Raw genomic sequence first — 19,945 nt, 5'->3', positions numbered from 1 at the left:
TCGGAAATGACTTTGGTTGGATGCTCTCCGGGTATCGAAACCGGCATCGATAGAAGAACTATTGCCCCGTGGAGGCAACATTTGGGAGGAAGCGCACGATGCGTCGACATGACTACGAAGGTGATCCGAACGCACCGACGCCCAACAGCTTGGTGCCTGCGGCGTCCGTGGTCGTAGTGAACGACCGAGGCCAAGTGTTGTTGCAGCGCCGAGTCGACAACGGCATGTGGGCTCTTCCCGGTGGAAGGATGGAACTCGGCGAATCGCTTGCCGGTTGCGGTATCCGTGAAACCAAGGAAGAGACCGGTGTCGACATCGTCATCACCGGGATAGTCGGAACGTACACCAATCCGGGACACGTCTTCGCGTACGATGATGGTGAAGTGCGGCAAGAGTTCTCGATTTGCCTTCTGGGCAGGCCGACAGGTGGAGAACTCGCCGTATCGGATGAATCCCACGAAGTAGCTTGGTTCGATCCACGAGAGGTTGATTCGCTGCCGATGGTGGAGGGTATCCGCCGTCGTGTGAACGACTGGCGATCGGGACAGTATCCAGTCGTCCGATAGACGGACTATTCATGGCCGCATCTGTAACAGGCGATGCAGCATGGACAAAAGCGATAAGCGCTCGGAGACAACCTCAACGATCACCTGCTTCTGAGCGGGTGAACTACGCTTGGCCGAGATCCGCCAAAAGTTCGACCAGTGCGGCTACATTGCAGCATCACGCCGAACAACGCGCCCGCAGTCAAGAAACGCCTTGCACGCACAGCTCGCACTGTGCTCGTGTCGTTGCCATGACAGATACTGCCGACAGTGCCGAGCTGGTCGATGACAATCGACGACACTGGGACGAACGTGTTCCAATCCATGCTGCAAGCTCGTTCTATGACCTCGACGTCTTCCGCGCCGGTGACGATGGTCTCGACCGATTCCAGCTCGACGAGGTCGGAGATGTCGACGGCCTCGACCTGGTCCACCTGCAATGCCACATCGGTCTGGACACACTGTCTTGGGCGCGCCACGGGGCGCGCGTCAGCGGCGTGGACTTCTCCGCGGCAGCCATCGACGCTGCCTCGGGTCTCGCTGAGGAGATCGGCATCGCACACAAGACACGCTTCGTCACCGCGGATGTCTACGATGCCGCGAAAGCGGAATTGCTGCGTCCCGGCGGGCGGCTCTACCTGGTCGAATTCCATCCGATCACAGACACTCTCGATGACGCCACGGGGGCCGCAGTGGTGGAGGACTATTTTGCTCGTGGGCCACGTACCTACCACTCGCCGGGCACCTACGCCGATTGGGAAACCACGACTACGCACAACTCCGCCACCGAATGGCACCACACTGTCGGTGACGTCGTCAGCACGATCGCGGCCGCCGGGCTGCGCATCGAGTTCCTCCACGAGCACGACACGATCCCATTCCAGCGCTATCGCGCTCTGGTCACCGACGGGAGTAACTTTCGCTATCCCGACCGAACCCCCCGTATGCCGCTGATGTACTCCCTTGCCGCCACCACTCGAATGAAGCCGGCAACGGGCCCCGCAGACGCAGAAGATTCTTCGAAGATTCGACTTCGGACGCGACAGTCAGCAGTTGAACGGGAAGCATGACTTCGGCGGGGCAATCGGCTGCTCGGGCGCGAGAGTCGACGACACCACGACGGTGTCGGCCGGCCTCTCCGGAGATCCCATGTGGGTAATGGTCAGCACCACCAGCACGAGAACCGGGATGCCCACGAGCGCGCCGAGGCCCCATAGGATCGGCATCGGCGACGCGCTGCGGTATCCGTGAAAGTACGGTGACCGGTAACGCCCTGGCCGTTGAGGTGCGCGCCGGTCGGTGAATCGGACCGACCCCCTCACGTAACTCCCGCCTATCCGCCCCCTGCGCGAATGCCCCCGCACGGCTTCATACCCCATGACATCAGTATGGCGCGAGGAACCGACACGACCAGTGAACTATGCGTTCGGATCTTCTGATCCGCACCGGTGGTGCGGACAACCGTGCGCCCCCGATGGCGGGGTCTGGCGGGCGCACGGCATCGAGGAGGTGAGGTTGCTACGTGTGTTTCCCCACTACGCGCCCACGGTGCAAAAGGTGTGTCGGCATTTCGTTCTGGATCAACGGAGCCACCGTCAGGCGACAAAGATCATCAGGCCGTCCTGGTGACGTTGCGATCTGATTCGAAACTATCGCTCCGTTCCTTGCCGATTCCCCACGCCAGCCTGCCGTCGCGTTTGAACTTCGTCCTGGCGGGATTCCCTTCGGCTATCTCGTTGTGCAGATCGCTCAGCCGGTAGGCTACAGACCAAAGCGTGTCGAAATTTTCCCCTCTCCCGTACTGGCACATGAACCCTCTTTTTCCACTCAGAATGTCTTTCACAGAGTCCAAATCGAAACCGATGTCGCCCAGGGAACTCTGGATGGTGGCGAATCGTTCTTCGGACCTGTGCCAGTTTTCTTCGGGGTTTGCGTGTTCACCGAACATCGCATCGATAGTGAAATGATTGGTTGCAATGACGGAACTTCCGCCTCTCGTGACCTCGACTCGGTTCGCGCTGCACTCGACGACGGCCAGGTCTCCATTCTGATCCGCCAGAACGATATTCTGGCACGAAGATATCGGGACAGCCCGGATGAAGTCGATCGCTTCGGATGTGGTGCGGCACTCCTCCAGGATGGCCCGGACCAGGAACCCTGCATTCAGCCCCGGCTTCACCGACTTGGGCATCATGAAGGTCATACCAGCCGCCAGGCCGTGCTCGTTCAGGCCGTCTTCCAGCAAGATCATGGAAGTCGAATGCCCGATGAATACGTTCCTGCCGGTGGGTCTGTACAGCACACTTTCCGAGGTCGCCTTGAGCTCGGGAAACATGTCGCTGTTTCTACCGAAATATACTTCTCCACCCATGTTGACAGCGAAGCAGCTGCAACCGTGGATATCTCCGGAGCAGTATGTCGACAACAGCCAGGACGCCACCCTCGCGTATTCGATTTTCAATCCATCCGCGAGCCCTCTGACCTCCCGCATGATATCGGGAATGATCCCCTCTGCGATCCCGAGAGAAGCCTCCCCGAATTCGATCTGCTGATCCGACAACCGGATCACACCCCCCAGAGGGACACCCTTGCTTTCGAGGAGACTTCCGTACCGAAACCCCATATCATAGTGATCCCCAGCCAGTCTCGGATGATACATCTACCGACAACCTCCATTTTCTATTGGTCCAGAACACAGGCACAGTCATCGAGCCGCCCGGTCAGAATGCACACCGTAATTCATAAAATGGCCATTTTCAAGTGGGAAATATTTTATTTCGCACGACTATGGCGAGCCCGGCGCGTCATGAACCGCAACAGTCAGCGAGCCCATGGTGGCAGAGCCACCACTGAGCGTCGGGCCTGGAGTGTTGTCGTTGGTACTCCAGGCCCAGCAGGATCGGGACGGCATCGAAGCCTGAGGTTCGGATGATCGGGATCAGGTCGGCCAGATCACGCCATCTCGTGGGGAGCCGGCACTCTTCGTCGTGATGCGCGCACATCGCGGCGAGTTTGCCGGTGATCGGGTCAGCCGGGGTAGCACGCACGTTCCGGCAAGGATCGGACATCGGGAATCTCGATGGTCGGTGTCGGCGCGAAGCGACCGATCTGCTGTTTCATTCGGTCAGCGGCCAAACGTGGCGTTGGGGACACTGCCTCGGCAACGTGATCGGTGACCGGTCGGCGCGCGGCTGATGCGCCGACCGGTCGGCCCTTCGTTGGTCCAGGACAGGGGTCAATCGATGACGGCAGTGGCTTCGACCTCGACCATGATGTCCGGTTCGCCGAGCGCTGCCACGCCGAGCATGGTGATGGGTTTGACTGGATCGACGCCGAGTTGGGCAGCAGCCCTGGCCACACCCTCGCCGAAGAGCGGATACTTGTCCTCGCTCCAGTCGACGACGTAGATGGTCAGTTTCGCGATGTCATCGAATGAGCCACCGATCTCGGTGAGAGCGCGGCCGATGTTCACGTAGGCCTGCTCGACCTGAGCGGCGAAATCGCCCTGGCCGACAGGCTTTCCGTCGGCGTCCCGTGCTACCTGTCCGGCCAGAAAGACCAGCTTCGAGCCCTGAGCTATCGACAGCTGACGGTAGACCTCAGGTTTTGGCAGGCATTCGGGGTTGACGAGCTGCACGACCATGAAGGGTCCCTCCTTCGTTGGGCGCGGCCATCGCGCCGCACGACCCGACATAGCAACTGCCCAGCATCTGCGCGTTGCAGCTGCCCCATCTCCCGACTCGCGTCCGATTCACTCAATGTGTCTGGTAACCAACCGTATTGATCTGCTTGGAGTAGTCCGCTATCGACGTCGAGGAGTCGCGACTCGTCCGATTTGGTAGCCCGCGCGTAACGCACCGCGATCGCCTTCGTCGCAACCTGGAGTCGACCAGGTAGTCAGCTCCGAATCGGCGAGGCGCTCGATGATCCTGACCTCTCCCTCAATGCTGCGTTCCTCAAAAATTACGTATCTTCTTGTTGGTCCGGATGTAGTGGGGTGGGTCCTGCGAAGGTTCCGGTCGCGAGGGCTGGGCGATCGTACTCCGCTGGGTCCCGTCTCGCCCCGCACTTTCGGCCCCTCAGCGGGTCGATCGATGTGCGCCGGATCGAGGCGCCCCTGGAATATACGCGAGGTCCGGACTCTACCGGCGACATCCATGTCATCTCAGCCACAACAGATCCTCCGCTGGTTACGCGGTGCTGGAACGAGCGATAGCATTTCGGTCGAATCTTTCACAGCCGTATACGAATCGCGCATCCGGTCATCGGAAATCAGGGTGCGCTATCCTCTCTGGTCTCGTGGCCGACTCGGGCGAACAACTCACTCACGGTCCGGAGATAGTCCCGAAGCTCGGGCGGCTGGAGAACTTCGAAATCGGCGCCGACCGATGCCAGCACCAGTGTCGGCCACTCCATGGAGTCCACCTCCATCCGCAGCAGGCACGAGTGATCATCGAGTGTTTCGACGCGGCCCCACGGTACGACGGCTTCTTCCACCGCGGTGGTTGTCGCCGACACCCGGACCACGACCTGGTATCGCGGTGGTGTGCGGGCGGCGCGCCCGTGGACGAGGGCGGCCGCATCGCCTCCGGGCAGTTCACGTGGATGGAACTCGATGCCCGTGATCTGCGGGTCGGACAGCCGGTCGACCCGGAACGAACGCCAATCACGACGATCGGCGTCCCAGGCGACGAGATACCAACGCCGCCCATGCAAGACGAGGCGGTGCGGCTCGACCAGTCGCGTCGTGCGTGCGCCGTCTGCTGCGGTGTAGCCGAACCGCAACCGCTCGTCGTCGCGGCAGGCCTGCGCGATCGTCGTGAGGGTGAACGTGTCGATCGTGGGACCGCGATCGACCACGACCGGCACCGTGTAGGTCTGTAGCGCTTCGACACGCCTGCGCAGCCTCGGCGGCATCACCTTGACCAGCTTGGTCAGCGCCTGAACTGATGTCTCCTCGATACCGTCCACGACACCCGTGGCGGCGGCGCGCAGCCCAACGACGATCGCCACCGCTTCCTCGTCGCTGAGCAGCAAGGGAGGCATGGCGCTACCGGGCCGCAATTGATATCCACCCGCGACGCCCGGGTTCGCGGCTACCTGATATCCCAAGTCGCGCAGGCGGTCGATATCGCGTCGCAGGGTACGCTCACTCACTTCCAGTCGTGCGGCCAGCGCGACTCCGGGCCAGAACCGGTTGGTCTGCAACAGGGACAGCAACCGCAGCATCCGCGCACTGGTATTCACCATGATTCAGGGTTCCCCTAATTGCGGACATAGAGTGACCGGAATTAGACCTAGCCTAGCTGGCATGGAAGGCATGCTGATCAGAGCGCGTGGATTGGCCAAACGCTTCACCATGAAGAAGCACACCGTGGAGGCGGTGCGGTCCCTCGATCTGAATGTCGAAGTTGGCGCCATGGTCGCCCTCCGGGGACAGCGCTGGCAAGAGCACGACGATCCGGATGCTCACCACGCTTCTGCCACCGAGTTCAGGCACAGCCGAGGTGGCTGGCTACGACGTAAGAACCCAGCAGCGGGGTGTGCGCAGACACATCGGCTATATCGGCCGAGGCAATGGCGGACGACGCGGGACTCGAAGTGGCCGGACTCGAAGTCGGCACACCCACTCTCGACGACGTCTTTCTCAATCTGACCGGCAGGTCACTGCGCGAGGGCGGCGGCCCCGAGGCAGTCACCGCTGCGACACAAAGCCAGATGATTCATCTCGATCAGTAAGGAGAAATGATGGACAACCCCGCGATTCCCGCACATGCGAAGGAGATACTGCTGGTGTCCCGGCCGGAGGGCGCCATGACGCTGGAGCAGTTCAAAGAGGTCGAAGTGCGGGTGAACGAGCCTACCGACGGCGAGATCCTTGTCCGCAACGAATGGATGCTGTTGTCGGTGGTCCTGCGCGAGTTGATGGGGGCAGAGCCCAATCCCGACCTGCCGATGCCGTCCTACGAAATCGGCGAGCCGCCCTGGACCCCGACGGTCGGGACGGTCGTCCGCTCCAAGAGCCCCGACTACGCGGTGGGAGATCTCGTCTACCACACCTGCGGCTTCCGGGAGTACGCCATCTGCAGCACTACCGGCTGGGGTCTGGCCAAGCTCGACCGGGACGCGCTGCCCGGCTCCGCCTACCACCTGTTCCGGGCTCCCGGAATGACCGCTTGGCGCGGAATGGTCTCCATCGCCAACGTGGGCAAAGGCGACACCGTCTTCGTGGCCGGCGCGACATCCGGTGTCGGTTCGCTGGCCGGGCAGATCGCCAAGTGCCGCGGTGCCGCCAAGGTCATCGGGAGCACGGGCAGCAAGGACAAGATCCCCTATCTGGTCGACGACCTCGGCTTCGACGGGGCTTTCGACTACCACGACGGGCCCATCGCCGAACGTCTCGCGGAACTGGCCCCCGACGGCATCGACGTATTCTTCGACAACGTCGGAGGTGAACAGTTCGAGGCTGCCCTGTCGGTGGCGGCGTCCAAAGCACGCTTTGCGCTCTGCGGCGCGCTGTCCGGCGAGTATCCGACATTGGACATCGAAACCGTGGTTCTCAAGGATGTGACGATCCGGGGGTTCATCACCGACTACAACTCGAACGATCTCGATGAATACAACATGAACTTCAACGCCTGGGTGCGAGACGGAGTTTTCACGTTCGCACCGACGATCATCGAGGGGGGCATCACCGCCGTTCCGCAGGCACTCGTGGACCAGATCGATCGAAAGTCCCAGGGCGTGCCGCTCGTCAAGCTCAGCTGAGCGACGGCGGCTCAGCGTCGATTCTCCTTCGAGCACTGCGCTAGTTACGTTCCAGCACTGCGCTGATCAAGGGAACCGGCAAATCCGGCCACCGCAGCAGCCACCACCCGGCAGTCCCGTCCCTGCAGTGATTCGCGTGCTGGTCGGTAATACGGGCGGTGGCCGATCGCGGTCGTCGGCGTCAGACGGTGGCGAGCGCAGTACGCAGGGTCGCGATCGCCTGGCTGATGGCAGCCTGCGCGGCCTGGGTCTCACGCAGGGCGTTGAGCATGACGAAATCGTGGATGACGCCCTGGTAGCGAACAGCCGTGACGGGCACCCCCGCAGCACGCAGCTTGTCGGCGTAGGCCTCGCCCTCGTCACACAGGACATCGGCCTCAGCGGTGATGACCAGCGCTGGAGGCAGGCCGGTGAGCTGTTCGGTGGTGGCGCGCAGGGGCGAAGCGGTGATCTGAGCGCGCTCGGACTCGTCGGTGGTGTACTGGTCCCAGAACCAGAACATTGCGTCGCGACGCAAGAAGTACCCCTCCGCGAACCGGTGATAGGAGGGGGTATCGAATGCGGCGTCGGTAACCGGATAGAACAGCACCTGCTGACGCAGTTCGAGCCCGCCGCGTTCCTTGGCCATCAAAGTGAGCGCGGCACTCATGTTGCCGCCGACGGAGTCGCCCGCGACCGCGATTCGGGTGGCGTCGAGACCTTTGGTGGCGCCGTCGGTGACGATCCAGCGAGCCACGGTCCAGTTCTGCTCGATGGCGACCGGATAGCGGTGCTCCGGGGAGCGGTCGTATTCGGGAAAGACGACGGCCGCGCTGGTCCCGACGGCGAGTTCACGGACGAGGCGGTCATGGGTGTGCGCATTGCCGAATACCCAACCCGCGCCGTGGATGTAGATGATGACCGGTAGGGCGCCAGTGGCGCCTGCTGGGCGGACGATCCGGGCGCGGACCTCGCCAGTGGGGCCGCCGGGGACGGTCACCCACTCCTCGTCCACTTCCGGCTTGGCGATCTCGCCGGACTGTACCTCGTCGACCGCGGCGCGACCTTCGGCCGGCGGGATCTGGAAGAGGTACGGCGGCTCGGCGGTGGCCTCGGCGAAGGCTGCCGCGGCAGGTTCCAGCACCGGCCCGGCGGTCGTCTCGATCATGTAGAGCTCCTCGGAAAGGTATTCGGGGCGCCGAAGGCAGATGGCCCACGACGGTTGTCATGTCCCTTGTCGGTCAGAAGGCACAGTGGTCAGCGGGTGCGGTCGCGACCCAGGCCTGATCCGCCTGCCACTGGCCGCTGGCTTACACCTCGGCCGAGAGGCGATCTCTACCGGCCTCCACCGCACGGCGGGTGTCCTCGGCAACGAGGTCGGCGTTGATCGCTGCCGCAGCAGTTGCACCAGCGGCAGCCGATGCGAGCACGTTCGCGGACGGGTCGGTGAGATTGCCTGCGGCCCACACGCCCGGTACCGAGGTGAGGCCGGTCTTGTCCGCTGTGATGTAGGCGCCGACCCCCATCGGATGTTCGGTGGCTTCCAGACCGAGCGAATCCAAGACCTCCGCGCGCGGGACAGCGAGGGGCGCGAGGACGAGCGCCTGCAGTGGGATCGACTCACCGCTGCGCAGCCGGACCCCGCTGAGGCGATCGTCGTCGACCTCCACACCGGTCACCTCGCCGGGCACGACCCTGATCCCTCGTGCGGCCAGCTGTTCGGCCTGCTCCGGATCGGGGTGGGGGCCGATGTGCGGTAGATAGATGAGCCGGTCGGTCCACTGGCGAAACAGCAAGGCTTGGTGCACGCTCATCGGGCTGATGCCCAGAACACCGATCGGCTGGTCGCGAACCTCCCAACCGTGGCAGTAGGGGCAATGCAACACGTCGCGCCCCCACCGCTGTCGCAGACCCGGAATGGCTGGCAGTTCGTCGGTGATCCCGGTGGTGACCAGCAACCGCCGCGCCCCCACGGTCCAACCGGTCTCGAGTTCCACGGCGAATCCGCCTTCGGACTCCGTCCGGTCGGGTCCCGCGCCGTCGCGCGCTGCAGATCGTGCACGACCGGCTATGACCTGCACGCCGTAGCGAGCCACCTCCTGCCGTCCCATCTCCAACAGCTGGCCGGGCGGAAGGCCCTCACGAGAGAGGAAGCCATGCATGTGGGCCGCTGGCGCGTTGCGGGGCTCGCCGCCATCGATCACCACTACCGATCGCCGAGCACGTCCGAGGGTGAGCGCCGCGCTGAGGCCCGCTGCACCGCCACCGACGATCACCACGTCGTACAGATCACCATTGCCGGGTTGGGGTCGTTGAGTCATTGTGATCACCTCCGCGGCCACGATGCTTCGCTGTCGCCGTTTTGACAAAGTTCTTTGCCAGATCCGCAAAGTGTGGGCACAGTGGACCCATGAGCGATGAGTTGGACCCCGTGCTCGCCGCGTTCGGACCACGGCTGCGTGAGCTACGCCGCCACCGGGGCTCGACCCTGACCGCACTCTCGCAGACCACCGACATTCCGATCAGCACCTTGTCTCGATTGGAATCCGGGCACCGCAAACCGAGCCTGGAGCACCTGTTGTCCCTGGCCAAGGCCTACCAGATGCCGCTGGACGAACTCGTGGGCGCCTCGACTCGTCTCGACCCCCGGGTGTATCCGCAACCGATCACTCGCAACGGCAAGACCTTCGTTCCGCTCACCCGCAAACCTGGTGGGTTGCAGACCTTCAAGCAGATACTCCACGCCGGCCAGGCCGATCGCGAACCCGATCCCCGCTCACACGAGGGGTACCACTGGCTGTATGTCCTGAGTGGACGACTACGCCTCGTGCTCGGTGACCAAGACCTGGTCCTCACCACCGGCGAGGTCGCCGAGTTCGATACCCGACTTCCCCACTGGTTCGGCAACGCCGACGCCCGAGCAGTCGAATTCCTGACCATCCTCGGCCCCCAGGGCGAACGCTTTCACATCAAGGCTCGCTACCGCCCCGATGCCCCCAGCCCGTGAACGGATGAGTCATCGGGACGACTACGTATGTGAGCGGCACTGCCCGGCTGGGTGACCGGCAGCCGGACTTCACCGATCGGACTCGTCGGTACCCCGAGTTCGTCTCTGCTGCCCAGCTGTGCTGGCATCCTGGCCGGCCCGATCGCGATCCGGATGGGTGTCGCGCGCGGGATCGGTCGAGCTTCGACGCACGTGAAGGACGCCGCGGTCGGTGTCGAGGGACCACGGTGACCCGTCGGCGCTGTGGGTGAGTCGCGTTGTCTGCAGTCGGTGCTGCTCCTCGACCGCATGCCTGGTGGATGGCGTGATCAGTTCTTGTGCGGCGTTGAACAATCCTGCGCCGCCGCTTCCTCCACCCGCACGGCGCCAGTTGATCCAACCACGCTTCTCCGCCCGCACGGCCACCCGATCGAGCGCCACGAAAAAGACGACGATGCCAGCCATACCCCATAGAAAGCTCATAGCTTCTCCCTCCCTGCCGACCCCATGCACTCATTGTTCGGTCCACCATCTCCAGTGCGGATTTCCGCCTCCTCCACCGGTTCGGCCGGGCAATATCGCCAGGAGTCCGCGCAACACCTGTCATCCTGGCGATAGCGCACGGAGCCGTTAGGCTCATGGGGCTATGAGATCGCAGAGCCTCGACACCCACACCTCATGGGTAACTGTCGTTTTCGGTTGTGACATGATCCGCCTACGGATTCGAGAGTAGGCGAGTTGGATGGATGTCACCGAAGTGCAGGTGATCACTTCCACTGGTTTCACCACGTGGCTGCGCGGTCCGGGCCTGGAAATCGTGCTACTCGTCCTCGGCGCGGTGCTGTTCAGTCGGTTCACCACATTCGTGCGAGACCGGGTCACCCGCAAGATCGACGCCGGATTCCGCAGCAGTGACGCGCTGGTGCGGACCGAGGCGGCCAAACACCGCCACGCGCTGGCCCAGGTGATCACCGGAGTGGTGCTGGCCATTGTCTACGTGCTGATCACCATGGAGGTGTTGCGCCGGCTCGGGTTCGCCGTCACCGGGTTGATCGCGCCTGCTGCGGTGCTCGGCGCTGCACTCGGCTTCGGCGCCCAACGCATCGTGCAGGACATTCTGGCCGGGTTCTTCTTGATCACCGAGCGGCAGTACGGATTCGGGGACGTGGTCCGGATCGCGGTGGCCGGCGCTGCAGGAAACGCCGAGGGCACAGTCGAAGACGTCACTTTACGGATCACCACCTTGCGCAATGCGGATGGCGAGGTGATCACCGTACCCAACGGGCAGATCGTCAAAGTCACCAATCTGTCGAAGGATTGGGCTCGTGCCGCGATCGACGTTCCGGTGTCGGCCGGTGCCGACATCACCAGCGTCAACGAGATCTTGCACGAAGTCGGCAGAAAGGCCTACCAAGATGCTCGCCTCGAGCCGTTGCTGCTCGACGAGCCCACCGTGATGGGCGTGGAAGATCTCGCCGTCGACCAGATGAACATCCGTATGGTCGCCCGCACCCTGCCCGGCAAACAGTTCGAAGTCGGGCGTGAACTTCGCGTCCGAGTAGCCGCCGCATTGCGGCAGGAGGGTATCAGTGCGGCCACGTAGATCTACGGCGATTCTGATGGCAACCTGGGGCGCGACGTTCGTGTTGTACGCCTTCGTCAAGCCGGACACGACAGTGCGCGGGCCGGCCGCCACCCTGGTCAACGCAATTCCCGCCGTGACGGCCGAGTCGTCGCCGCAGTAGCGACCCGCCCGCTGCGCCCACGCCCGGGTGTACAGCGCGCAGGCCATCCGCGGCAGCGCTGGCCATATACGATCGCTGGCTACACTGGCACCCCGTGATCACCATGCGGAACGTGACCAAGTCGTATCCGACCTCGGCGCGACCCGCGCTGGAGGACATCACCGTCGATGTGGGCAAGGGCGAGTTCGTCTTCGTCATCGGACCATCCGGCTCGGGCAAGTCGACCTTCATGCGGCTGCTCCTCAAAGAGGAGGTGCCGACCGCCGGCGAGATCACCGTTGCCGACTTCCAGGTGGATCGGCTACCCAGCCGCAAGGTACCCAAGCTACGGCAGCGTATCGGGTGCGTCTTCCAGGACTTCCGGCTGCTGCGACAGAAAACGGTGTACCAGAATGTCGCATTCGCGCTGGAGGTGATCGGCAAGCGGCGTCAGTTCATCGACCGCACCGTCCCGGAAGTGCTCGACATGGTGGGTCTCGGCGGTAAGGCCGATCGGCTGCCGACCGAATTGTCCGGCGGTGAACAGCAGCGCGTGGCCATCGCCCGAGCGTCGGTGAACCGGCCGTTGGTGCTCCTGGCCGACGAACCGACCGGCAACCTCGATCCGGATACCAGCGCCGACATCATGCTGCTGTTGGAACGCATCAACCGCATCGGCACCACCGTGGTGATGGCCACCCACGACAATCACATCGTCGACGCGATGCGCAGGCGCGTGGTGGAGCTCGACCACGGCCGTATGGTGCGCGACGAGGCGACCGGCGTCTACGGGGTGGGGCGGTAATGCGCGCGAGTTTCCTGCTCGGTGAGGTCGTCGCGGGACTACGCCGCAACGTCACGATGACGGTCGCGATGATCTTGACCACCGCGGTCTCGCTCACCATGCTGGGTGGCGGACTCCTGGCGGTACGAATCGCGGACAAGACCGAGCAATACTTCCTCGACCGACTCGAGGTCCGGCTGTATTTGACCGAAGAGGTCTCGGCCACCGACCAGGACTGCTCACAGGACCCGTGCCGTGCGCTCATGGCCGACCTGAAGGCGAACGACGGAGTGCAGGCGGTCCAATTCATCAATCGAGACGAGGCGGTCCGAGAAGCCAAGGAAAAGACGTTCAAAGACCAGCCCGAGCTGGCGAAATACGTCAGCGAGACGCCGTTGCCCGCGTCGCTGCGCGTGAAGATGGAAGACGCTCAGTTGTATCCGACGATCTACGCGACCTTCGCCGATCGGCCAGGTGTCGGCGTGGTACGCAACGACAAGGACATCGTCGACCGTCTGGTCAGCTTGTTCGACGGGCTGCGTAATGCGGCCTTCGGATTGGCCGTGCTGCAAGCATTGGCCGCGCTGCTGCTGATCGCGAACATGGTGCAGATCGCGGCCTTCACCCGGCGAACCGAAGTCGGCATCATGCGATTGGTCGGCGCGACCCGCTGGTACACCCAGTTGCCGTTCCTGCTCGAAGCAGTGACCGCGGCATTGGCCGGTTCGGTGCTTGCGGGGCTCGGGCTGCTCGCCGCGCGCCCACTGGTGATCGACCGCGCGCTCGGCGACTTGTTCACCAGCAAGGTCTTCCCCCGCATCACCGGCGAGGACATCGCGATGACCGCGCTGATCATCGCGCCGGTCGGTATTGCGTTCGCTGCCGTCACCGCATATGGGACGCTGCGGTACTACGTTCGCGAGTGACGCTCGAGTGTCGTTTCTCGGCGATGCTGCCTTGTGATCCGTGCTGGCGCCCGCTGCGATACCCCGGCAACCGATCCCCAGCCGGCGCTCGCACGACACGTCGGTCCGTTCGCCGATGTCCGGGTCGAGGTAGCGGAGACCACAGGGCGACGCTGCGCGATCCGATCCGATGCCACGTGTACCGGGCGTGATGTGCCTCGACGCTTTTCTTACTCTGGAGTAAGATAGCTGGCGATCGACCGCACCAACATCCGAGAAATAGGTGATGATGAGTACTCGAGACAGCGCAACGCAGCGACGTCCGGACACGTCCGCTGTCGGGCTGACCCAAACCAAGCGGGACTGGATGGGCGCGGCGATGCGGGTCATGACGACCTTCGCTGGATCCGAACTCGCCGAGAAGTACAACCTGCGCAAGCCGATCGAGCGCGTCACCTATGAGGGCACCAAGACCGGCTTCCGTACGCTCGGCGCCGCGACCCGCGCATTCGCCAAGGTCACCGGCACCGGCGCGCCGAAGCGCCTGGCTCCCGCATCGGCGAACAAGGGCTACTTCGACCTGACGCCGACCGACGAACAGCAGATGATCGTCGAGACGGTGCGGGACTTTGCCGCCGAGATCCTGCGCCCCGCCGCCTACGAGGCCGACAACGCCGCCAAGGCCCCGCTCGACCTGCTCGAACGGGCTGCCGAACTCGGTATCACCCTGATCAACGTTCCCGAAGAACTCGAGGGCGCAGCAACCGAGCGCGGGGCGGTCACCAACTCGTTGGTCGCCGAAGCACTGGCCCACGGCGACATGGGTCTGGCCCTGCCCATCCTGGCGCCCAGCGGGGTCGCGGTCGCTCTGTCGCAATGGGGCAGCGACGCGCAACAGAAGACCTACTTGCCATCCTTCACCGGCGAGAACGTGCCACAGGCCTCGGTGGTGATCAGTGAGCCGCGCGCCCTGTTCGACCCGTTCGCGCTGCAGACGAAAGCAACGCGCTCGCCGAGCGGCTATCGCCTCTCCGGGGTGAAGACCCTGGTGCCCGCGGCGGCCGATGCCGAACTGTTCCTCGTGGCCGCGGAGCTCGACGGACGACCCGCACTGTTCATCGTCGAGTCGGATGCCTCCGGCCTGATCGTCGAAGCCGACCCGAGCATGGGCCTACGCGCTGCGGGTCTGGGCCGACTGATCCTCGACAATGTGGCCGTCGGCGCCGGGGCGATTCTCGGTGACGGCGACGCCGACACCCGCGCCGCGGACTACGCCGACGCCGTGCGGCTGGCACGTCTCGGGTGGGCCTCGCTGGCCGTGGGCACCGGCCAGGCCACGCTGGACTACGTGACCCCGTATGTGAACGAGCGGGAAGCGTTCGGCGAACCCATCTCGCATCGCCAGGCGGTGGCTTTCATGGTCGCCAATATCGCGATCGAACTCGACGGCCTGCGGCTGGTGACCTTGCGTGGCGCCGCTCGCGCAGACCAGGGCTTGTCCTTCGGCCGTGAAGCGGCCTTGGCCCGAAAGCTCGCAACCGACAAAGGCATGCAGATCGGCCTCGACGGCGTCCAACTTCTCGGTGGCCACGGCTTCACCAAGGAACACCCGGTCGAACGCTGGTACCGCGACCTGCGAGCCATCGGCGTCGCCGAAGGCGTCGTGCTCATCTGACCGGCCGTTCTGTATCCAGGAGACACCCCATGATCAATCTCGAACTCCCCAAGAAGCTGCGGACCAGCGCGAACCAGGCGCACCAGGTCGCGCAGGAGATCTTCCGCCCGATTTCGCGCAAGTACGATCTCGCCGAGCACGCCTACCCGGTGGAGCTGGACACGATGGCCGCGATGATCGACGGATTGTCGGACTCCGGCACCCAGCAGATCGGCGGCGCGTCCGGTGGCCGCTCGAGCGACAGCGACAGCCATGCCACCGAGCTGCTCGGAAACTCCAATGGCGGCAATATGTCCGCCCTGATGAATGCCCTGGAAACCTCCTGGGGCGACGTCGGTCTGATGCTGTCGATCCCGTATCAGGGTTTGGGCAACGCGGCCATTGCTGCCGTGTCCACCGACGAGCAGATCGAGCGATTCGGCAAGGTGTGGGCCTCGATGGCGATCACCGAGCCGTCCTTCGGGTCCGATTCCGCCGCCGTGTCCACCACTGCCGTGCTCGATGGTGACGAGTGGGTGCTCAACGGCGAGAAGATCTTCGTCACCGCGGGCCAGCGCTCGACCCACGTGGTGGTGTGGGCAACGGTCGACAAGAACCTCGGTCGTGCAGCGATCAAGTCGTTCGTCGTGCCGCGCGACGCGCCCGGTCTCTCGGTGGCGCGGCTCGAGCACAAGCTCGGGATCAAGGCCTCCGACACGGCCGTGCTGCTGCTGCAGGACTGCCGGATTCCGAAGGACAACATCCTCGGCAGCCCAGAGGTCAATGTGGAGAAGGGTTTTGCCGGGGTCATGCAGACCTTCGACAACACCCGTCCCATGGTCGCCGCGATGGCGGTCGGTGTTGCCCGCGCCGCACTCGAGGAGCTGCGCGCGATCTTGACCGCGGCCGGTATCGAGGTCTCCTACGACACCCCGGCGAACAATCAGCACGCCGCTGCCGCCGAATTCCTCCGGATGGAAGCCGATTACGAGGCCGCATACCTACTCGCTCTGCGCGCGGCATGGATGGCCGACAACAAGAAGCCGAACTCACTCGAAGCGTCCATGGCCAAGGCGAAGGCCGGTCGCACCGGAACCGACGTCACCCTCAAAGCAGTCGAGTTGGCGGGACCCGAGGGGTACTCCCAGCGCGAACTCCTGGAGAAGTGGGGCCGGGACTCGAAGATTCTCGACATCTTCGAAGGCACCCAACAGATCCAGCAACTCATCGTCGCCCGCCGCATCCTCGGCAAGACCAGCGCCGAACTGAAATAGGCAGGTCAGGCACGCAAAACCGGTCTGAGTCGCTTCAGTGACCCGGACCGGTTTCATGCTTCCAGCGAGAGCGTTCGACGGCCGCATCAGCTCTCAGGCCGTCCGCAGGCCGTCATCGGCAGGGAGTTCCCATATGCCGGCGGCATCGTCGACGGCCTGGCGCGCCCGCTCATGACTGGACGGAAGCAGGTGGGTATAGACCCGGAGCGTGAATCCCGGATCGTCGTGACCCAGGTAGTCGGCCAGCTCCTTGACGCTCACCCCGCGCCCGAGCAGCTTGGAGGCGTAGAGATGCCGCATCGCATGCATCCCATCGGACCGATTCCGGTAGGCCAAATCCGCTTTGCCGAATGCCGGTTTCCAGACGATCTTGTTGAACAGGTCACCGCTCAACGCCACACCGTCAGCCTTGACGATCAGCAGGCGAACGGCCACCAGCTCGCCAGTTGCCGAACCCCAAGGCAGAGTGACCGGCCGAGCCGGAAACCGCTTCAAGTGGCCATCGATCACGTCGAGAAGTGTCCGCGATAACGGGGCGTACCTGGTCTTTTCGCGCTTCGGTAGAGCGAACATCAGCGTGCCCTTGACGTACTTCACCTGCCGCCGGACATGCACCGTCATCGCCTCACGGTCGATATCGTCCGGCGAAAGCCCGAGCAACTCGCCCTGCCGAAGACCCAATCCGACACCGATCGGCACAACCACCGAGTACCGATCACCGACCACGGAGACACCGTGGCGAACCAGTGCGACACGCTCATCAGGCCAGATCTCGACCTTGGGGCTCCGACGAACCGGCCGGCGAACCGTTTTCGCGCGGCACGGATTATCCCGGATCAGCCGATCATCAACCGCCGTCTCCAGCACACCGGCCACGATGTCGAACAGCACCGCCTTGTAGTTGTCGGCGTACTTCCGTTCCTCGAGAGCACTGACCCAATCGCGAATGGTCGATGCCGCGATACGGCCGATCGGAAGATCCCCGAACACCGGATAGATGCGCGATTCGAGCCGACCATGCAGCGCCGCCCGTGTAGCCGGGTCGGCCGATTGAGCGCGAACCCAGCTCTCGGCCTGTTGCCGGAAGGTCTTCTTGGACGACTGCGGATCGATGTATTTGCCCTCGCGCTTGTCGGACTCGACCTCTATCAGGAAGTCATCGGCGCGTTTGCGTTGCCGATCCGGAAACGACTTGGACCGCTCCACTCCGGCCGGATCGATGTAGCGCACCCGGTACCGCATCCCACGGCCGTACAGCTCGGTGCGCTCCATCACCGGCTTGCCACGACTGTTCAGGACGAGGGTGTCGTTCTCATCCCGTTTCGGCCGCTGCCAGCGATCCTCGACGTGCCCCATCAGGCCACCTGTGCTTCCGGTTCAGCCCACGCCCGCACCGCCGAGGGGTTGTAGCGCAGGTGCCGGCCCAACTTCCGGACCGGCGGCCCCTCCCCCAGCCACTTCCACTGGTACAACGTCTTCACCGGCACATTCAGGAAGTAGGCGGTTTCCTCGACCGTCCACAGCCGGTTGTCTGGCAAGTCCATTTCGATCTTCCTATTGGTCGAGTCCGGCAATGTAGTCGGCTACGGCCTGCTTCTCATGCCGCCATCAGGCTCGGCGGGTTCTGCTGTGCGCTGGGTGCGATGTGCCCACCTGGCGGTCCTTGCGCGGTGGCGAGGCGGGCGTTGGTGTATTGGGCGCGTTGGGTGATCCGGGCCGAGACCAGCGCCATCACCAGATGCGAGCGTGGAGGCGCGTCCCGGTCACCAGGACCGACCGGGGTGATCCGTAGGTGGGAGGTATCGGGTGGGATGATGCCGATCGCGGCGAGTTCGTTGCGGACGAAGTCCAGGCGTTCGGCCTTGTGGTCAGGGATGGTCTTGCCGCTCCACTTCGTGGAGGACACACACCGTTTACCGGGGACACCGAGCAGGTCCCGGCGATGGTTACGGCCCCGGCAGCGGCCCGGTTGGGTTTTGTCGGTGGCGCCTTTGGGCACGATGCCGTAGCGCAGCCACACCGCACACGTCGGTGAACACGGCGTGCGCTGAAGTTCGGCGTGCAAACGCTCGTAGTGACGGTTGACGCGGGGACTGTCGGAGTCGAGAACTTCAGCGACGGACTTGGTGAGGTACTTGGTCAGATACCCGACCTTGCGATCCATTTCCGGGGTGCCCGCGATGATCTGAATCGGCTTGGATTGACCACCGAACCGCAGCGTGTGCGCAGGCTCGATATCGTCGACAGAATCGATCACCTCCAGCGCGTCATCCCAGTAGGTCAGTGGCTGTCTGGTGTTCGGGTCCACGAACGTGGCGGCGCTGTGGTCCCACACCGGCATCCGGTCGCCGGTGTAGACCTCCCGATCGTGGTGTGGCCACCAGATGTTGCGGTAGGTCGCCGCGGTCACCGCGTACAGCAGCTTCTTCGGGATCGAACCCCGGATCGCGAGGTGGATGTGGGGGGCGCCGCGTTTCTGTGGTTCGACCGAGCCCCAGTACTGCACGTTCCAGCCCACCGCACGCCGCAAGTTCTGCATCCACCGGTCGAACAACGCTTTGACGTGCATGATGTCGCGGGCCGCTCGCGCGTAGTCGTAGGAGTCCGGGTCGCGTGGTGAACCATCCGATACCCACGCCCCGCGCTTGTCCTTACCGCCCTCGAGATCCCAGACCTGGTTGATCCCGCCGTAGGAATCGACGGTCAGGGTGTGGAACGTCGAGGGCCGATATTTGCCGCCTGCGTAGGCGGTGCCGATCGTGGTGCGCGCGACCTTCCTGCGCGGTAGGTCTGGTAGGTCGTCACGGCGCCGGGTCGACTTCGCCCCACGCTTGGGGTTTCGTTCGAGGGCCGGTAGGCGGCCACGAACCCCGAGTTCACGCAGCTCGACATCGAGATCAGCCACCAAATCTTTGATGCCGTCGGCCAGGACGTGATCACCATCGCGGCGGGCATCGTGATACCGACTGAACTGATCGGCCCGCGCCGCCAGCACCTGTTGCTGCGCGTCGGTGACGACCGGTTGCGGTTGTACCGGTTCGTGGTCGGCGCACCAACCCTCTTTGAGCTGGGTCACTCGCACGAACTTGTTCGCCTTCGCGCACGCCGGGCACGTCGAGGCGACAGTGGCCTTGCACGGGGCACCGACGTAGGAGACACGGCCGGTGTTCGGGTCGTGTGCGCGCATCGGCACCACCCGCGCACACACGCCATGCTGCTCGGCGACGGTTTCGGCGATATCCCGAAGATCGGGCATCGCGCGTCGTTCGGCGGCGGTCATCCGCTGCGGGGCCACACCAGCAACCGGAGCGGACGCCGCGGTCTGC

21 protein-coding genes are annotated in these 19,945 nt (G+C 64.0%); 11 read left to right on the top strand and 10 right to left on the bottom strand.

Translation table 11 applies throughout. The features are described from left to right. The first annotated feature begins 98 nt into the window (after positions 1 to 98). Both K940_RS0125235 and K940_RS30375 read left to right on the top strand, forming a co-directional pair. A complete protein-coding gene (locus K940_RS0125235) occupies positions 99 to 566 on the top strand; it encodes an NUDIX hydrolase (protein ID WP_028479744.1) in 468 nt (155 codons plus the stop codon). A 230-nt stretch (positions 567 to 796) separates the two neighbouring features. After that, positions 797 to 1,615 carry a bifunctional 2-polyprenyl-6-hydroxyphenol methylase/3-demethylubiquinol 3-O-methyltransferase UbiG gene (locus K940_RS30375; protein WP_196812370.1) on the top strand — a complete coding sequence of 273 codons (819 nt, stop codon included), beginning with the start codon at positions 797 to 799 and terminating at the stop codon, positions 1,613 to 1,615. Here K940_RS30375 and K940_RS33355 read toward each other — a convergent pair. From K940_RS33355 to K940_RS0125200, 4 genes are all read right to left on the bottom strand, one after another. After that, positions 1,592 to 1,771, bottom strand: coding sequence for a hypothetical protein (locus tag K940_RS33355; protein ID WP_196812369.1), 180 nt, complete (start codon positions 1,769 to 1,771; stop codon positions 1,592 to 1,594). The two genes, K940_RS30375 and K940_RS33355, sit on opposite strands and share 24 nt — an antisense overlap. 386 nt (positions 1,772 to 2,157) lie before the next feature. Continuing rightward, on the bottom strand, positions 2,158 to 3,204 hold the full coding sequence (locus tag K940_RS30370; RefSeq protein WP_081706665.1) for a C45 family peptidase: 1,047 nt from the start codon (positions 3,202 to 3,204) through the stop codon (positions 2,158 to 2,160). A 576-nt stretch (positions 3,205 to 3,780) separates the two neighbouring features. Continuing rightward, positions 3,781 to 4,188, bottom strand: coding sequence for a RidA family protein (locus tag K940_RS0125205; RefSeq protein ID WP_028479741.1), 408 nt, complete (start codon positions 4,186 to 4,188; stop codon positions 3,781 to 3,783). Between the two features lie 629 nt (positions 4,189 to 4,817). Next, positions 4,818 to 5,795, bottom strand: coding sequence for a YafY family protein (locus K940_RS0125200; protein WP_028479740.1), 978 nt, complete (start codon positions 5,793 to 5,795; stop codon positions 4,818 to 4,820). Positions 5,796 to 6,122: 327 nt separating this feature from the next. Between K940_RS0125200 and K940_RS32740 the strand changes: the two genes are divergently transcribed. Beyond that, positions 6,123 to 6,284, top strand: coding sequence for a hypothetical protein (locus tag K940_RS32740; protein WP_155981122.1), 162 nt, complete (start codon positions 6,123 to 6,125; stop codon positions 6,282 to 6,284). A gap of 6 nt (positions 6,285 to 6,290) precedes the next feature. Further along, positions 6,291 to 7,313, top strand: coding sequence for an NADP-dependent oxidoreductase (locus tag K940_RS0125185; RefSeq protein WP_196812368.1), 1,023 nt, complete (start codon positions 6,291 to 6,293; stop codon positions 7,311 to 7,313). Positions 7,314 to 7,494: 181 nt separating this feature from the next. Here K940_RS0125185 and K940_RS0125180 read toward each other — a convergent pair whose 3' ends face one another. After that, positions 7,495 to 8,460 (bottom strand): alpha/beta hydrolase, encoded by a 966-nt coding sequence (locus K940_RS0125180; RefSeq protein WP_028479738.1) that lies wholly within the window; start codon positions 8,458 to 8,460, stop codon positions 7,495 to 7,497. A 142-nt stretch (positions 8,461 to 8,602) separates the two neighbouring features. Next, positions 8,603 to 9,613 (bottom strand): NAD(P)/FAD-dependent oxidoreductase, encoded by a 1,011-nt coding sequence (locus K940_RS0125175; protein ID WP_028479737.1) that lies wholly within the window; start codon positions 9,611 to 9,613, stop codon positions 8,603 to 8,605. 89 nt (positions 9,614 to 9,702) lie between these two features. Between K940_RS0125175 and K940_RS0125170 the strand changes: the two genes are divergently transcribed. Next, positions 9,703 to 10,299 (top strand): helix-turn-helix domain-containing protein, encoded by a 597-nt coding sequence (locus K940_RS0125170; protein ID WP_028479736.1) that lies wholly within the window; start codon positions 9,703 to 9,705, stop codon positions 10,297 to 10,299. 69 nt (positions 10,300 to 10,368) lie between these two features. Here the strand turns inward: K940_RS0125170 and K940_RS0125165 are convergent, their stop codons facing one another. Next, on the bottom strand, positions 10,369 to 10,761 hold the full coding sequence (locus K940_RS0125165) for a hypothetical protein (protein WP_155981121.1): 393 nt from the start codon (positions 10,759 to 10,761) through the stop codon (positions 10,369 to 10,371). Between the two features lie 259 nt (positions 10,762 to 11,020). Here K940_RS0125165 and K940_RS0125160 point away from each other — a divergent pair, with 259 nt between their 5' ends. The 6 genes from K940_RS0125160 (at position 11,021) to K940_RS0125135 (ending at position 16,619) form a co-directional block, all read left to right on the top strand. Beyond that, positions 11,021 to 11,881, top strand: coding sequence for a mechanosensitive ion channel family protein (locus K940_RS0125160; RefSeq protein ID WP_028479734.1), 861 nt, complete (start codon positions 11,021 to 11,023; stop codon positions 11,879 to 11,881). Positions 11,882 to 11,897: 16 nt separating this feature from the next. Then, positions 11,898 to 12,023 carry a hypothetical protein gene (locus K940_RS34010; RefSeq protein ID WP_255342627.1) on the top strand — a complete coding sequence of 42 codons (126 nt, stop codon included), beginning with the start codon at positions 11,898 to 11,900 and terminating at the stop codon, positions 12,021 to 12,023. 94 nt (positions 12,024 to 12,117) lie between these two features. Next, the gene (gene ftsE, locus K940_RS0125150; protein WP_028479733.1) at positions 12,118 to 12,807 is read left to right on the top strand and encodes a cell division ATP-binding protein FtsE; all 690 of its coding nucleotides are present in this window, start codon (positions 12,118 to 12,120) and stop codon (positions 12,805 to 12,807) included. Then, positions 12,807 to 13,712, top strand: a complete 906-nt coding sequence (gene ftsX, locus K940_RS0125145; RefSeq protein WP_028479732.1) for a permease-like cell division protein FtsX — start codon at positions 12,807 to 12,809, stop codon at positions 13,710 to 13,712. The genes ftsE and ftsX overlap by 1 nt, the downstream gene beginning before the upstream one ends. Positions 13,713 to 13,974: 262 nt before the next feature. Further along, positions 13,975 to 15,366 carry an acyl-CoA dehydrogenase family protein gene (locus tag K940_RS0125140; RefSeq protein WP_369797542.1) on the top strand — a complete coding sequence of 464 codons (1,392 nt, stop codon included), beginning with the start codon at positions 13,975 to 13,977 and terminating at the stop codon, positions 15,364 to 15,366. A 29-nt stretch (positions 15,367 to 15,395) separates the two neighbouring features. After that, on the top strand, positions 15,396 to 16,619 hold the full coding sequence (locus K940_RS0125135; RefSeq protein ID WP_028479730.1) for an acyl-CoA dehydrogenase family protein: 1,224 nt from the start codon (positions 15,396 to 15,398) through the stop codon (positions 16,617 to 16,619). A gap of 93 nt (positions 16,620 to 16,712) precedes the next feature. Here K940_RS0125135 and K940_RS30365 read toward each other — a convergent pair whose 3' ends face one another. The 3 genes from K940_RS30365 to K940_RS33350 all read right to left on the bottom strand — a co-directional run. Beyond that, positions 16,713 to 17,975, bottom strand: coding sequence for a site-specific integrase (locus tag K940_RS30365; protein WP_036530318.1), 1,263 nt, complete (start codon positions 17,973 to 17,975; stop codon positions 16,713 to 16,715). Continuing rightward, entirely contained in the window at positions 17,975 to 18,163 is a 189-nt protein-coding gene (locus K940_RS0125125; RefSeq protein ID WP_028479729.1) for an AlpA family transcriptional regulator, read from the bottom strand. The genes K940_RS30365 and K940_RS0125125 overlap by 1 nt, the downstream gene beginning before the upstream one ends. A gap of 53 nt (positions 18,164 to 18,216) precedes the next feature. Further along, on the bottom strand, positions 18,217 to 19,945 hold a 1,729-nt coding region (locus K940_RS33350), incomplete at its 5' end, for a replication initiator (protein ID WP_369797541.1).

The sequence above is a fragment of the Nocardia sp. CNY236 genome, assembly GCF_000482385.1.
GTDB lineage: Bacteria > Actinomycetota > Actinomycetes > Mycobacteriales > Mycobacteriaceae > Nocardia.
This window is presented reverse-complemented; position numbering and strand designations above follow the sequence as displayed.

Excerpts from the sequence above, each read along its gene's own strand:
- K940_RS0125235 (WP_028479744.1), top strand. The coding sequence starts at position 99 with ATGCGTCGACATGACTACGAAGGTGATCCGAACGCACCGACGCCCAAC.
- K940_RS30375 (WP_196812370.1), top strand. The coding sequence starts at position 797 with ATGACAGATACTGCCGACAGTGCCGAGCTGGTCGATGACAATCGACGA.
- K940_RS33355 (WP_196812369.1), bottom strand. The coding sequence starts at position 1,771 with ATGCCGATCCTATGGGGCCTCGGCGCGCTCGTGGGCATCCCGGTTCTC.
- K940_RS30370 (WP_081706665.1), bottom strand. The coding sequence starts at position 3,204 with ATGTATCATCCGAGACTGGCTGGGGATCACTATGATATGGGGTTTCGG.
- K940_RS0125205 (WP_028479741.1), bottom strand. The coding sequence starts at position 4,188 with ATGGTCGTGCAGCTCGTCAACCCCGAATGCCTGCCAAAACCTGAGGTC.
- K940_RS0125200 (WP_028479740.1), bottom strand. The coding sequence starts at position 5,795 with ATGGTGAATACCAGTGCGCGGATGCTGCGGTTGCTGTCCCTGTTGCAG.
- K940_RS32740 (WP_155981122.1), top strand. The coding sequence starts at position 6,123 with ATGGCGGACGACGCGGGACTCGAAGTGGCCGGACTCGAAGTCGGCACA.
- K940_RS0125185 (WP_196812368.1), top strand. The coding sequence starts at position 6,291 with ATGATGGACAACCCCGCGATTCCCGCACATGCGAAGGAGATACTGCTG.
- K940_RS0125180 (WP_028479738.1), bottom strand. The coding sequence starts at position 8,460 with ATGATCGAGACGACCGCCGGGCCGGTGCTGGAACCTGCCGCGGCAGCC.
- K940_RS0125175 (WP_028479737.1), bottom strand. The coding sequence starts at position 9,613 with ATGACTCAACGACCCCAACCCGGCAATGGTGATCTGTACGACGTGGTG.
- K940_RS0125170 (WP_028479736.1), top strand. The coding sequence starts at position 9,703 with ATGAGCGATGAGTTGGACCCCGTGCTCGCCGCGTTCGGACCACGGCTG.
- K940_RS0125165 (WP_155981121.1), bottom strand. The coding sequence starts at position 10,761 with ATGAGCTTTCTATGGGGTATGGCTGGCATCGTCGTCTTTTTCGTGGCG.
- K940_RS0125160 (WP_028479734.1), top strand. The coding sequence starts at position 11,021 with ATGGATGTCACCGAAGTGCAGGTGATCACTTCCACTGGTTTCACCACG.
- K940_RS34010 (WP_255342627.1), top strand. The coding sequence starts at position 11,898 with ATGGCAACCTGGGGCGCGACGTTCGTGTTGTACGCCTTCGTCAAGCCG.
- ftsX (WP_028479732.1), top strand. The coding sequence starts at position 12,807 with ATGCGCGCGAGTTTCCTGCTCGGTGAGGTCGTCGCGGGACTACGCCGC.
- K940_RS0125135 (WP_028479730.1), top strand. The coding sequence starts at position 15,396 with ATGATCAATCTCGAACTCCCCAAGAAGCTGCGGACCAGCGCGAACCAG.
- K940_RS30365 (WP_036530318.1), bottom strand. The coding sequence starts at position 17,975 with ATGGGGCACGTCGAGGATCGCTGGCAGCGGCCGAAACGGGATGAGAAC.
- K940_RS0125125 (WP_028479729.1), bottom strand. The coding sequence starts at position 18,163 with ATGGACTTGCCAGACAACCGGCTGTGGACGGTCGAGGAAACCGCCTAC.